Source organism: Nocardioides palaemonis (assembly GCF_018275325.1).
Taxonomy (GTDB): Bacteria; Actinomycetota; Actinomycetes; order Propionibacteriales; family Nocardioidaceae; genus Nocardioides; species Nocardioides palaemonis.
On the sequence record NZ_JAGVQR010000001.1, the window covers coordinates 1,927,288 to 1,940,498 of the forward strand.

General features: G+C 72.4%; 13 protein-coding genes. 9 read left to right on the plus strand and 4 right to left on the minus strand.

The features are described 5' to 3' along the window. The first annotated feature begins 42 nt into the window (after positions 1 to 42). Both KDN32_RS09475 and KDN32_RS09480 read left to right on the plus strand, forming a co-directional pair. Complete coding sequence (locus KDN32_RS09475) at positions 43 to 1,113, plus strand: alcohol dehydrogenase (RefSeq protein ID WP_211731739.1); 1,071 nt, start codon at positions 43 to 45, stop codon at positions 1,111 to 1,113. After that, complete coding sequence (locus KDN32_RS09480; protein ID WP_211731740.1) at positions 1,110 to 2,486, plus strand: NAD-dependent succinate-semialdehyde dehydrogenase; 1,377 nt, start codon at positions 1,110 to 1,112, stop codon at positions 2,484 to 2,486. The genes KDN32_RS09475 and KDN32_RS09480 overlap by 4 nt, the downstream gene beginning before the upstream one ends. A 582-nt stretch (positions 2,487 to 3,068) precedes the next feature. Here the strand turns inward: KDN32_RS09480 and KDN32_RS09485 are convergent. From KDN32_RS09485 to KDN32_RS09500, 4 genes are all read right to left on the minus strand, one after another. Next, positions 3,069 to 3,779 carry a hypothetical protein gene (locus KDN32_RS09485; protein WP_211731741.1) on the minus strand — a complete coding sequence of 237 codons (711 nt, stop codon included), beginning with the start codon at positions 3,777 to 3,779 and terminating at the stop codon, positions 3,069 to 3,071. A 107-nt stretch (positions 3,780 to 3,886) separates the two neighbouring features. Next, positions 3,887 to 4,825, minus strand: a complete 939-nt coding sequence (locus tag KDN32_RS09490) for a threonine/serine dehydratase (RefSeq protein ID WP_307853889.1) — start codon at positions 4,823 to 4,825, stop codon at positions 3,887 to 3,889. Between the two features lie 25 nt (positions 4,826 to 4,850). Then, positions 4,851 to 5,924, minus strand: coding sequence for an ArsB/NhaD family transporter (locus tag KDN32_RS09495; protein ID WP_211731742.1), 1,074 nt, complete (start codon positions 5,922 to 5,924; stop codon positions 4,851 to 4,853). A gap of 4 nt (positions 5,925 to 5,928) precedes the next feature. Then, positions 5,929 to 7,458 carry a sulfatase family protein gene (locus tag KDN32_RS09500; RefSeq protein ID WP_211731743.1) on the minus strand — a complete coding sequence of 510 codons (1,530 nt, stop codon included), beginning with the start codon at positions 7,456 to 7,458 and terminating at the stop codon, positions 5,929 to 5,931. A 254-nt stretch (positions 7,459 to 7,712) separates the two neighbouring features. On the opposite strand from KDN32_RS09500, the gene KDN32_RS09505 reads away from it, so the two are divergent. The 7 genes from KDN32_RS09505 (at position 7,713) to gcvH (ending at position 13,182) form a co-directional block, all read left to right on the plus strand. Continuing rightward, positions 7,713 to 9,065, plus strand: a complete 1,353-nt coding sequence (locus KDN32_RS09505) for a hemolysin family protein (protein ID WP_211731744.1) — start codon at positions 7,713 to 7,715, stop codon at positions 9,063 to 9,065. Continuing rightward, positions 9,062 to 10,126, plus strand: a complete 1,065-nt coding sequence (locus KDN32_RS09510) for a hemolysin family protein (RefSeq protein ID WP_211731745.1) — start codon at positions 9,062 to 9,064, stop codon at positions 10,124 to 10,126. The genes KDN32_RS09505 and KDN32_RS09510 overlap by 4 nt, the downstream gene beginning before the upstream one ends. A gap of 21 nt (positions 10,127 to 10,147) precedes the next feature. Next, positions 10,148 to 10,747, plus strand: coding sequence for a cardiolipin synthase ClsA (gene clsA, locus KDN32_RS09515; protein WP_211731746.1), 600 nt, complete (start codon positions 10,148 to 10,150; stop codon positions 10,745 to 10,747). Next, positions 10,740 to 11,624, plus strand: coding sequence for a DUF881 domain-containing protein (locus KDN32_RS09520; RefSeq protein WP_211731747.1), 885 nt, complete (start codon positions 10,740 to 10,742; stop codon positions 11,622 to 11,624). The genes clsA and KDN32_RS09520 overlap by 8 nt, the downstream gene beginning before the upstream one ends. Next, positions 11,621 to 11,953, plus strand: coding sequence for a small basic family protein (locus KDN32_RS09525; RefSeq protein WP_211731748.1), 333 nt, complete (start codon positions 11,621 to 11,623; stop codon positions 11,951 to 11,953). Before KDN32_RS09520 ends, KDN32_RS09525 begins: the two co-directional genes overlap by 4 nt. Then, on the plus strand, positions 11,946 to 12,728 hold the full coding sequence (locus tag KDN32_RS09530) for a DUF881 domain-containing protein (RefSeq protein ID WP_211731749.1): 783 nt from the start codon (positions 11,946 to 11,948) through the stop codon (positions 12,726 to 12,728). Before KDN32_RS09525 ends, KDN32_RS09530 begins: the two co-directional genes overlap by 8 nt. A gap of 67 nt (positions 12,729 to 12,795) precedes the next feature. Then, complete coding sequence (gene gcvH, locus KDN32_RS09535; RefSeq protein WP_307853892.1) at positions 12,796 to 13,182, plus strand: glycine cleavage system protein GcvH; 387 nt, start codon at positions 12,796 to 12,798, stop codon at positions 13,180 to 13,182. The last annotated feature ends 29 nt before the right edge of the window (positions 13,183 to 13,211 follow it).

Genomic DNA, 13,211 nt, shown 5'->3' on the forward strand with positions numbered 1-13,211 from the left:
GACTGGTCGATCCCATCCACCCACGAACACCTGCGAGGAACCATGCGCGCATTCGCCGTACCCGAGGCAACCACCACAGACCTCACCGAGATCGAGCTCCCGACGCCCGCGCCTACGGGAACCGAGGTGGTGCTGGAGGTGGTCCGGTCCGGGGTGTGCCACACCGACACCCACCTCCGGGCGGGCTACTACGACCTGGGCCGGCGCGGCCAGATGCGCCTCACCGACCGCGGTGTGCCGTACCCCCTGGTCATGGGCCACGAGGTCGTGGGCGTTGTGATCGCTGCCGGTCCTGACGTCCAGGACGTCGAGGTGGGCAGCACCCGGCTGGTCTATCCCTGGGTGGGTTGCGGTGAGTGTCCGCCCTGCCTGGACGGCCGGGAGAACGCCTGTCCCAGGGGCCGCAACATCGGTGTGGCCCGAGCCGGCGGCTACGCCGAGCAGGTGCTCGTGCCGCACCCCCGCTACCTCGTGGACATCGAGGGCCTCGACCTCAGTTGGGCCGCCACGATGGCCTGCTCCGGGCTGACCGCCTACAGCGCCGCGCGCAAGGTGCTGCCGCTCCCTGCCGACGCGCCGATCGTGGTGATCGGGGTCGGGGGAGTAGGCCTGACGGCCGTGGCGACCCTGAGCGCCCTGGGCCACCGCGCCATCTGCGCCGTGGACACCTCGCCCGCCAACCTCGCAGCCGCGCAGGAGCTCGGCGCCTCTCACACGGTGACGGCCGAGGGCGACGACGTGGCCGCGAAGCTGCTGGCGACGACGGGTGGCCCGGTGCCCGCCGTGATCGACTTCGTCAACAACGACCACACCGCGCCCGTCGCCTTCGAGGCCCTCGCCAAGGGAGGCCACATGGTGCAGGTCGGTCTCTTCGGAGGCGAGATGACCATCCCCACCGCCCTGTTGGCGCTCAAGATGATCACCATCCAGGGGAGCTTCGTCGGAACCCTCCCCGAGCTCCACGAGGTCGTCGAGCTGGCCAAGCGGGGCGACATCCCGCGCATCCCGGTCCACGACGCGCCGCTCGACCTCGCTGGCGTGACGGTCTCGCTGGACCGGCTCGCCGCCGGTGGCGTCACCGGCCGCATCGTCCTGAAGGGAGCGGAGAAGTGAGCAAGTACGTCTCGACCGACCCTGCCACCGGTGTGGTGGTGAAGGAGTTCGACAGCGCGACCGATGCCGAGGTGGACTCGGCTGTGGAGGCAGCCCACACGGCGTACGGCGCCTGGCGGCGTGCCGACGTCGCGGAGCGCACCGGCCTGCTGCAGCGGATCGCGGACACCTACCGCGAGCGCTCCGAGGAGCTCGCTGCACTGATGACCACGGAGATGGGCAAGCCCGTCGCCCAGGCGAGGGGAGAGGTCGCCCTGGCTGCCTCCATCTTCGAGTATTACGCCGCGAAGGGACCGGAGTTCCTCGAGGAGGAGCAGCTGGACATCGCCGGCCAGGGCAGCGCGGTCGTGCGCACCGAGGCCATCGGCGCGCTCGTCGGCGTCATGCCTTGGAACTACCCCCACTACCAGGTGGCCCGCTTCGTCGCGCCGAACCTGCTCCTCGGCAACACGATCCTGCTGAAGCACGCGAGCAACTGCCCGCAGCAGGCGCTCGCGATCGCCGACCTCGTCGAGGCCGCCGGCGCGCCGGCGGGCGTGTACCAGAACGTCTTCGCCACCAACGATCAGGTCGCGCGGATGATCGCTCACCCGTTCGTCCAGGGCGTCTCGCTGACCGGTTCCGAGCGAGCCGGCCAGGCGGTGGGCAGCGTGGCCGGAGCGCACATGAAAAAGTGCGTGCTCGAGCTCGGCGGCTCCGACCCCTTCATCGTGCTGGCCGACGCGGACCCCGCCGCTGCAGCCCGGGAGGCCGCGACGGGCCGCTTCGCCAACGCCGGACAGGCCTGCACGTCGTCCAAGCGCATCATCGTCGAGGACGCCGTCTGGGACTCGTTCCTGGAGGAGTTCCTCCGTCAGGCTGCGTCCTGGCAGCTCGGCGACCCCGCCCGGGACGAGACCAAGCTCGGTCCGATGTCTTCCGTGGCCGGGCGCGCCGACCTCGAGGGGCAGGTCCAGGACGCCGTGGCCAAGGGCGCGACCGTGCATCTTGGCGGATCCGCACCAGACGGACCGGGCGCGTACTACCCGGCGACGGTGCTCTCCGGCGTGGACACGACGATGCGTGCCTACCAGGAAGAGCTGTTCGGTCCGGTCGCCGTTCTCTACCGGGTGAGGTCCGCTGAGGAGGCGGTCGCGGTCGCGAACGACTCGCCGTTCGGCCTCGGTGCCGCGGTCTTCGGCGGAGACGAGGACCACGCGCGTCAGGTCGCCGACCAGCTCGACGTCGGGATGGTGGGCATCAACACCACGATCAAGAGTGCTCCCGACCTGCCCTTCGGTGGGGTCAAGGCCTCGGGGGTCGGGCGCGAGCTCGGCCGGTTCGGGCTCGACGAGTTCGCGAACAAGAAGCTCGTACGCAAGCTGACGAGCTGATACTGGGCGAGGTGCCGATGCGGGCGCTGATCCCGCTGTTGCAGGGTCCGTGGACGTTTACTGGTCGTAAACCCCCGCGAGATCGAGCAGACGCGTCCCCATCAGCGCAAGCGACTGCATGCCCGAATGCGGCTGTTTCGGCAGGTCAGGACCTATTCGGGCACGCTTCGCCAAGTGGGCGCCGACCGCATGGTCAGCGTCAGGGGGTCGCAGGTTCAAATCCTGTCAGCCCGACCGATGTGATGTCGCAGGACATCCCGGACACCCGGACCTACGGAAACGTAGGTCCGGGTGTTCGTCATTTCGGGGTTCGCGGCTGGTAGTCCCTGCTTGGGCGAGCAGAGAACTGACACCACGAACGACGGACCTGACCTGGTCGCAGGGATGTGCCTCGACGCGTTCGTCGTGGTCGCAGCAGTCCTCCGCGCGGTGGTCGGCATCAAGCTGCTGCTCGGTGAGGATCCGGTGACGGCCGTGGCCATCGTGCGCGCTCGTGGCCGGCCTAGTGGTGCGAGCTGAGCCTGGCCTGGCACCGGCCTCGTCAGTGACAGATCCGTCCGCGGACCGCTCGGCCGCGGTTGATCAATCCCGACGTGCCCGCACCAGCCGCACCCCGACCAGCACCAGCCACACGATCCAGGCGGCGTAGCCGGGCATCCCCACGAACAGCAGCGACGAGCCGTCCCCGATCGCCAGGCTCGCCGAGCCCGCCACCACGAGCAGGACACCGGCGGCCACGGCGAGGACCCGGTGCCACGCCGGCACGAGCCCGCTCGCCCGCGCCGCGAGGGCGGCCGCGACGAAGGTGGTGCCGAGCGCCGGGAGCGCCAGGCCGAACGCTGCGGCGTGCATCCGCCACACGACCTCGAGCAGAGGGCTCGGCTCGGCGAGCCCGTCGGCGGCCAGCACCACGCCGCTCCACAGGATCGCGTAGAGCCCGAGCGCGGCGGAGAGCGCCGCACCGGCCGCCAGCGCGAGCCGTGACCAGTCCGACCCCGCCCCGCCCCGGCGTACGACGATGCCGTGCAGCCCGGCGAGGAAGCCGAGGAGCAGCGGCAGGTTGAGCGCCTCGAGCCCCACGGCGACCGCGACGGCCGTCCGGTGGTCGGTGTGGAAGGCGAGGACGTCGGCCATCGGGCTGGCGTAGTCGGGCGCGCTCGTCGACACGACGACCGCGTTCTGGAGCACCAGGGACGCGGCCAGCGCCAGCGCGGCGGCGCCCACGACGCGCAGTCGGGTGTCGGGTGCGGTCGGCGCCACGGGCGTCGGGTCGGCCTTCGACAAGGCGCTCATCAGGTGGTCCTTCGCGTGGTGGGTCTCGGTCTGACCACCCTCGCCGAATCCACGACGACACGGATCGGCCGCACGACCGGACCTCCTCGTCCGATCGGCCGAGGCAGCTACAGCGTCGCGAGGTCCGTGTTCGCCCCGCAGACCACCACGGCCACCCGCTCGCCGGGGGCGAGGGAGTAGGCCCCTGACAGCAGCGCGGCGTAGGCGGTCGCCGCGCCGTGCTCGGACGCGATCCGGACGTCCCGCCACAGCCGGCTGCGGGCCTCGACGATCGCGTCCTCGCCCACCAGGACGGAGACCGGCGCCTCCGCCTGGGCCGCTGCGACGGCCAGGCCGCCGGCGCGCCGGGCGCCCAGCGAGTCGGCCGCGACGCCCGAGACCGCGACGTCGACCGGTCGACCGGCGGCGACGGCGGCGTGCAGCGTCGGGGCGAGCTCGGGCTCGACGGCCACCACGCGCGCCCGTCCGCGAGCGGCCGCGGCGACGCCGGCGTAGAGCCCACCACCGCCGACCGCGACGACGATCGTGTCGGTGCCCGGCTCGTCGGCCAGGAGCTCCTCGGCGAGCGTCCCCGCTCCGGCGACGACGTCGGGCTGGTCGTAGGCGTGGGCGAACGCCGCGCCCTCCACGTCCCCGAAGTCGACCGCTGCGGCGTGCGCCTCCGCGTACTCCCGGCCGGCCCGGCGCACGGTGGCGCCGTAGGACTCGATGCGGGCGACCTTGACCGCCGGTGCCGTCTCGGGCACGAAGACGGTCGCGCGGATCCCCAGCTCGCGCGCGGCGTAGGCCTGGGCGAGGCCCGCGTTGCCGCCCGACGCGACGACGATGCCGGCGTCACCGATCTCGCCGCGCTCCAGCCCGGCGAGCTGGCGGTTGAAGGCCCCACGGGTCTTGAAGACGCCGCAGACCTGGAGGTGCTCGAGCTTGAGCCAGACGGGGTCGTCCCCGACGGGCGCGAGGACAGGGGTGCGCCGCACCCGACCGGAGATCCGGTCCTGGGCGGCGAGCACGTCGTCGCGGGTCACGGGCGCAGGGAGGTCGCTCACCCGGCCCAGTATCGGCCGTCCGCCCTCAGCGGATCGCGAGGGTGGCCGCCGTGACGCACACGACCGCGCAGAGCAGGCCCCACCCGGCCAGCCGCAGCAGCGGCACCTGGAGGCCCGCCGACCGGCAGCGCTGGAGCCACAGCAGGGTCGCCAGCGACGCCCACGGCGTGACGAGCGCACCGGCGTTGACCCCGACCAGCGTCGCGACGAGCCGGCGCACGTCGTCGGCCGCGGCCGGCTCGACGACGAGGTAGGCGGGGAGGTTGTTGATCGCGTTGGCCGTGAGCGCGGACGCGCCGGAGAGGTGGAGCAGGTCGAGCGGCCCGGTGCCGGTCCCGACGAGCGCGCCGACCCAGTCGAGCAGGCCCTCGCCCTGGGCGAGGCGCAGCAGCGCCGACACGAGCACGAAGACGCCGGCCATCAGCCACGGCGGCCGCACCTCGCGCACCAGCGACGGCGCCCGCCACAGCGCGGCCAGCAGCAGCACGGTCGCGGACGCGAGCGCGACGACCGCGGGCTCGAGCCCGACCGCGAACAGCGGACCGATCGCGACGCACACGACGCCGCCGACCACCAGCAGCACCCGGTCGTGCGGCTCGGGGGGCGGGTCGACGGAGTACGTCCCCCGGAGCTGGCGCCGCTGGAGCACCGCGACCAGGACGAGGGTGGCGGCGATCGCCGTGACGGCGGGCAGCGCCGCCGTCCGGACGTAGTCGCCGTGGCTCGCGCCGAGGTCCTCGAAGCGGTGCACGGCGAGCAGGTTGGTGAGGTTGGACACCGGGAGGAGCAGCGACCCCGTGTTGGCGATCCAGAGGGTGGTCAGCGCGAAGGGCATCGGGGCGACGCCGGTCTGGCGGGCGACCGCGAGGCCCACCGGCGTCAGCAGCACCGCGGTGGTGTCGAGGCTCAGCACGATCGTGCAGCCGACCGCGAGCAACGCGAACAGCAGCCAGAGGAGCACAACGCGGTGGCGCGCGCGGCGGGCGAGCGCGTGCGCGGCGACGTCGAAGACGCCGGCGAGCTGGGCGACCTCGGCGGTCACGGTGATGGCGACCAGGAACACCGCCACCGGCAGCACCTGGTCGAGGACCTCTGTCATGGGATCAGGATGGCGGGCGCCGGCCCGCGCCGCGACGGCGCTCGAGGACTGGATCGGGGACCGGCCCGAAGACCTGGTTGCAGGTCCAGCCCGCACAGTCCACGAGCTCGCTGCGCCTCAGCTCGAGGGCGTCGCGCACGCCGGCGTAGGCCGGGTCGCCGATCAGGTTCACCATCTCGTCGGGGTCGTCCTGGTGGTCGTAGAGGAACCCGTCGACGCCGTCGGTGCCGTAGAGGTAGCGGTCGGTCCGCACGCCGCGGTGCGACCAGCCGTCGCCGAGCGTGCGGCCGGTCTGGATCAGCGTGGTGTCGCGGAACGGCTGGTCGCCGCCGAGCAGCGTGTCGGCCAGCGAGGTCCCGTCGACCTGCCACTGCGGCGACACCCCGGTGAGGTCCGCGAAGGTCGCGGGCAGGTCGACGAGGGTGACCGGCAGGTCCGACGTCGTGCCGGGGGCGATCCCGGGGCCGCGCACCAGCAGCGGGACCTGGAGCGCCTCGTCGGTCAGCACGTCCTTGCCGGTGTAGCGGTGCTCGCCGAGCGAGTAGCCGTTGTCGGAGGAGAACACGATGTAGGTGTCGTCGAGCACGCCCTCCTCGTCGAGGGTCCGCACGAGGGAGCCGACGGCACGGTCGACGGCCTGGAGCGACTCCAGACGGGCCGAGTTCTCGGCACGCACCTCCTCGCGGTCGACCGGGGCGAGGTTGCGCAGGTACTTCGGCTGGTCCGACACGTCCGCCTCGTCGAAGGAGGGGGAGTCGAACGAGGTCGGCCGGGCGTCGGCGTAGAGCCCGCGGTCCTGCGCCATGGCCGGCGGGAGGCCGCGGCCGCCCTCGGGGGTGATCCGGTAGTGCGGAGCCAGGTGCCAGGCGTAGACCACGAACGGGTCGCCGCTGCGGGCGAACTCCCGGACGTCGCGGTTGGCGTGGTCCTCGATGACGGAGGTGACGTAGCTGTCGGTGTAGCGCTGGGGGTCACCGTCGCCGGTCATCGAGAAGTTCACGTAGTCGTAGACGCCGCGGGTCAGCGCGTCCCAGCTCGTCCAGCCCGACGGCCGTACGTCGTGCGGGCCGTAGCCGTTGAGGAACTTGCCGACGAAGCCGGTGCGGTAGCCGCTGTCGCGGAACCACGAGCTCGCCTCGCGGGTCGGGTCGAGGGCCTGGAAGCCGCCGTGCACGCCGCGGTTGTGCTGCACGCCGTTGTTCTGCGCGTACTGGCCGGTGGCGAGCTGGGCGCGCGCCGGGCAGCAGAGTGGGTGCGGCGAGATGGCGTCGGTGAACTCCATGCCCTCGTCGGCCAGCAGGCGCCGGGTGATCGGCATCGCGGCCAGGTCGTCGTCGCGCATGTCGTCGGTGAGCACGAAGACCAGGTTGGGCCGCGTCGTGCCGGGCGTCGCCGAGGGCGACTGCGTGCCCTGGGCCATCCGCACCGACCCGGGGCCACCGGTGCGGCCGCCGTCGTCGAACGAGACGGTCGCAAGGGTCGCGACGAGCACCACCAGCAGTGCAGCCGTGATCGACTGCGCCCACGCTCGCATCCGTCGTCGTCCCCGCCCGAGCCCAACGGCCCTTGATCTCTCGCCCGAACCACCGCCACGGGGTGCCACCCCGGGCTGTGGGCGCAACAGTAGGGCGCGGCACCACGGCTCCCCAAGACGACACGTCGAGTGGGGCCGACGAGGTTCGAACCGGTACGCTTCTGCCCTCCTGACGCCGAGATCGAGGAACCCCCAGCACCCGCCATGGAGAGTCAAAGTCCCCGCACGACCGCCCCGTCCACCGGGAGCGCGTCGTGACCCCCGTCGTGTTGTTGCTCGTCGCGCTGGCGCTGATCGCCGCCTGCGGGCTGTTCGTGGCCGCGGAGTTCTCCTTCGTGACCGTCGACCGTGCCACCGTCGACCGCGCCGCCGCTGACGGCGACGAGGGCGCCCGCGGCGTCCAGCTCGCGCTGCGGTCGCTGTCGACCCAGCTGTCCGGCGCCCAGGTCGGCATCACGGTCACCAACCTGGCCATCGGCTTCCTCGCCGAGCCGGCGATCGCGGACCTGATCGACACCCCGCTGGCGTCGCTCGGCGTGCCCGACGGCGTGGTCACGCCGCTGGCGCTGGGACTCGGCCTCGCGCTCGGCACGGTGCTGACGATGATCTTCGGTGAGATGGTGCCCAAGAACATCGCCATCGCCCGGCCGCTGGAGACCGCCCGCACCACCCAGGGCTTCATGCGCGCCTTCACCGCGCTCACGAAGGCCCCGATCCGCGCGCTGAACGGCTCCGCCAACGGGATCGTCCGTCGTCTCGGGATCGAGCCGCAGGAGGAGCTCCGCTCGGCCCGCAGCTCGCAGGAGCTGGCCTCGCTCGTCCAGCGCTCGGCCGACCAGGGCACCCTCGACGCCGAGACGGCGGAGCTGGTCGAGCGCTCGGTCGAGTTCGGCACCCGCACCGCCGGCGAGATCATGACGCCCCGCGTGCGCACCACGACCGTCGAGGACGGCGACCGCGTGTCCGGCGTGATCGAGCTCGCCCGGCAGACCGGGCACTCGCGATTCCCGGTGCTCGACGCCGAGGACACCGTGGTCGGCACGGTCCACGTCAAGCACGCCGTGGCCGTCCCGGTCCACGAGCGGGCGACCACGCGCATCAAGCACATCATGGTCAAGCCGGTCGTGGTCCCCGACAGCCTCCGGCTCGACCCGCTGCTCGCGCTGCTGCGCCAGGACGGCTTCCAGATGGCCATCGTGCTCGACGAGTACGGCGGCCACGCGGGCATCGTGACCCTCGAGGACGTCGTCGAGGAGATCGTCGGCGACATCTCCGACGAGCACGACCGCCTCGGGGCGCGGATCCGCCAGCGCCGCGACGGCAGCTGGACCCTGTCCGGCCTGCTGCGGCCCGACGAGGTCGAGGACGCGACCGACGTCGAGCTGCCCCTGCACGACGACTACGACACCGTCGCCGGCCTCGTCATGCGCGAGCTCGGCAAGATCCCCGCGCCGGGCGACCGGATCGAGGTCGCGGTGCCGGACCGGTCCGACCCGCACGAGCCCCGCGAGCGACTGGTCATGCTGACCGTGGAGCGGATGGACGGCCTGCGCATCGACCGGCTCGACCTGCGCCTGGTGGCGCCGACGACGGGGGAGCGCTCGTGAACGGGGACCTCTTCGGCGTGCTGCTCGCCGTCGTGCTGCTGGCGCTCAACGCCTTCTTCGTCGGCGCCGAGTTCGCCCTGCTGTCCGCCCGCCGCAGCCAGATCGAGCCGCTGGCGCAGGAGGGCTCGCGCGCGGCCCGCACCACCCTGTGGGCGATGGAGAACGTGTCGCTGGTGATGGCGGGCGCCCAGCTCGGCATCACCGTGTGCTCGCTCGGCCTCGGCGCCATCGGCGAGCCGGCGGTCGCCCACCTCCTCGAGCCGCTGTTCCACCAGCTGCACCTGCCCGACGACCTGCTGCACCCCGTGTCGTTCGTCGTCGCGATGTCGATCGTGGTCTACCTCCACGTGGTGCTCGGCGAGATGGTGCCCAAGAACATCGCGCTGGCTGGTCCTGACCGCGCCGCGCTCGTCCTCAGCCCGCCGATGCTCGCCGTGGTGACGGTGCTGCGACCCGTGATCGCCGGCATGAACATGGTCGCCAACGGCGTCCTCCGGATGCTGCGGATCGAGCCCAAGGACGAGGTCAGCTCGAGCTTCACGCGCGAGGAGGTCGCGGCCCTCGTCGAGGAGTCGCGCGGCGAGGGCATGATCGAGGCCGAGGAGTACGACCGCCTCGCCGGTGCCCTCGGCTTCATCGAGAAGTCCGTCGGGTCGATCCTCATGCCGTCGAGCACGCTCGCCACCGTCGCGCAGAGGTCGACCGTCGTCGACGTCGAGCAGCTGTGCGCCGCCACCGGCTTCAGCCGGTTCCCGGTCGCCGCGCCCGACGGCGAGCTGCTGGGCTACCTCCACATCAAGGACGTCCTGGAGACCGACGACGACAAGCGCTCGCGCGTCGTGGAGGACAAGTGGGTGCGGCCGTTCGCCTCGGTGCACCCCGACGACCTGCTGCACGACGCGCTCGAGAGCCTGCAGGTCAAGGGCGCCCACATGGCGCGCGTCGTCGAGCGCGACGGCAGCGTCGTCGGGCTGGTGACCCTCGAGGACGTCCTCGAGGAGCTGGTCGGCGAGATCCGTGACGCCGCGCACCACGACGTGTCCGGCGCCGACGCCGGATGACGGCTGGATAGGGTTCGGGACGTGTCCGAGGAAGCGACCCGCGTCTGGACCGTGCCGAACGTGATCAGTCTGGTGCGGCTCGCCGGCGTACCCCTGTTCCTCTGGCTGGTCCTCGGCCCGGAGGCGGACGCCATCGCGCTCGCGGTGCTGATGGTCGCGGGCTTCACCGACTTCCTCGACGGCTGGCTGGCCCGCCGCCTGGGGCAGTTCTCCAAGCTCGGCGAGATCCTCGACCCCGTCGCCGACCGGCTCTACATCCTGGCCGTCGTGGTCGGGCTGTTCCTGCGCGACATCATCCCGTGGTGGGTGGCGGTCGCCCTCCCGCTGCGCGACCTGTGCCTGTGGGGGCTCGTGCCGATCCTGCGCACGCGCGGCTTCTCCGCGCTGCCGGTCCACTTCCTCGGCAAGGCCGCGACCTTCAACCTGCTCTACGCCTTCCCGCTGCTGCTGCTCGGGGAGGGGACCGGGGTCGTCGCCACCCTCGCCCGCAACTTCGGCTGGGCCTTCGCCTGGTGGGGGATCGGCCTCTACTGGTGGGCGGGCGTGCTCTACGCCTGGCAGGTCCGGACGCTGGTGCGCGAGACGCCGCGTCGTACGTCGCCCGCGACCGACCATGGCTGAGCAGCCCGCGCGGGGGACCGGCGCCCCGCTGCCGCCCCACGTGACGACGCCGCTCCTCACGCTGATCACCGCGCGGTCGATGGACGAGGACTACGCCCACGTCGCCCAGCAGCGCGCCGCTGCCGGCACCGCCACGACCCAACGCGCCCGACCGCACGTCGCCAGCCTGGTCGCGATCGCCGCGCTCGGCGTGATGGCGGCGGTGGTCGCCGCGCAGACCGACCGGCAGGCGGCGGTCGACGAGCTCAGCCGGGCCGCCCTGACCCAGCAGATCGACTCGCGGCGCGACGAGCTGCGCGGGCTGCAGGGCCAGGTCGCCGACCTGACGGCCACCAACCAGGCGATCGTCGGCCGCAGTGCGACCGCGCAGGACCAGCTCGACGACCTCGGCTCGCGCGTGCGCCGCGCGGAGCTGGTCACCGGGTTCGGTGCCGTCCACGGTCCGGGGGTCCGGATCACCGTCGACAACCGCCCCGGGGTCGACGTCAACAGCGAGATCCGTGACGAGGACCTCGCGGTGCTGGTCGACGGGCTGTGGGAGGCGGGCGCCGAGGCGGTGGCGATCAACGACCAGCGGATCAACGCCCTCGGCGGCATCCGCAACACCAGCCGGGCGATCCACGTCAACGGTCGCCCGGTCAACGCGCCCTACGTCGTGTCCGCGATCGGGGACCCGCGCACCCTCCAGGCGCGGCTGCTCCAGACCAGCGAGGGCCAGGAGTGGTTCGCCCTGGTCAACGGCCTCGGATTCGACTACAGGTCGGAGAATGTCGACGACATGCGGCTGCCGGCTGCGCCGACGCGCGACCTCCGTGGTGTGATCGAGCTCGACGCGGATCCCGACGGACAAGGTGGAGGGGAGGGGAGCGCGCCGTGATCGCTGCTCTGGGACTGCTGTTCGGCATCGTGGCAGGGCTGGTCTTCGCCCCGGACGTGCCGCTCGGCCTCCAGCCCTACCTGCCCATCGCGGTGGTGGCCGCCCTCGACGCCGTCTTCGGTGGCCTGCGGGCCTACCTCGACGGCATCTTCGACGACAAGGTCTTCGTCGTCTCCTTCGTCTCCAACGTCGTCATCGCGGCCGCGATCGTCTACCTCGGCGACCAGCTCGGCGTCGGCGCCCAGCTGTCGACCGGCGTGATCGTCGTGCTCGGCATCCGGATCTTCTCCAACGTCGCCGCGATCCGGAGGCACGTCTTCCATGCCTGACGAGCCCGACCAGCCCGACAAGCCCGATCAGCCCGACCGGCCCGACCGGCCCGAGCCCGGGCGCGACCGGCTCCGCGGCGCGCTGAGCCGGCCCTCGCGGCGCCAGGCCGTGGTCGCGGTGCTGCTCGCGGTCCTCGGATTCACCTTCGTGGTGCAGGTGCGCGACACCAAGGCCAACGACACCTACGCCGGGCTGCGCGAGAGCGAGCTGATCCAGGTCCTCGACGGCCTCACCGGCACGGCCGAGCGGGCCCGGCGCGAGGTCGACCGGCTCGAGTCGCGCCGCGACGCGCTGCTCGACGAGAACCAGGCCCGCGCCGCCGCCCTCGACGAGGCCGAGCAGCGCGTCCGCACGCTCAACATCATCGCCGGCCTGGTGCCCGTCGCCGGTGAGGGCCTGCGGATCACGATCACCGAGACGACCAGCCGGGTCAGCGTCGGCTCGCTCCTCGACACCGTCCAGGAGCTGCGCACGGCCGGCGCCGAGGCGATGGAGTTCAACGACGAGATCCGGCTCGGCGCCGACAGCTCGTTCCAGAACGCCGTCGGCGGCATCGAGCTCGACGACCAGCTCCTCGAGCCGCCCTACGTCCTCGACGTCATCGGCGACCCGCACGTCCTGCGGACCGCGCTCACCTTCTCCACCGGCCCGGTCGAGACGCTGGAGACCCTCGACGGGGCCAAGGTGACCATCGAGGAGCCGGAGCGGGTCGAGGTCACCAGCGTCCGCGAGGCGGTCCGACCCGCCTATGCGGAGCTGGGCACCGGCCAGTAGCCTGCCGCCGGAGCGCCCTGGCGGCAGAACGGGTCTGCCGCGTCCCGACCTCGCGAGGAGAGCCGACGTGTATCCGGAGAACCTGAAGTACACCAGCGAGCACGAGTGGGTCCGCACCCCCGGCGACGCGGAGGGCTCGGTCCGCGTGGGCATCACCGACTTCGCCCAGGACGCGCTCGGCGACATCGTCTACGTCTCGCTGCCGCAGGTCGGCGACTCCGTCACGGCGGGGGAGACCTGTGGTGAGCTCGAGTCGACCAAGTCGGTCAGCGACATCTACGCACCGGTCACCGGCGAGGTGGTCGCCACCAACGCCGCGCTCGACTCGACCCCCGAGCTGGTCAATAGCGACCCCTACGAGGCGGGCTGGCTGTTCGAGGTCACGGTGGCCGACGACACCCAGCTCGAGGGCCTCCTCGACGCCGCGACGTACCAGTCGGGCCTCGAGGGCTGAGCCGCTCGTCCGCCGACCGTCCGCCGACC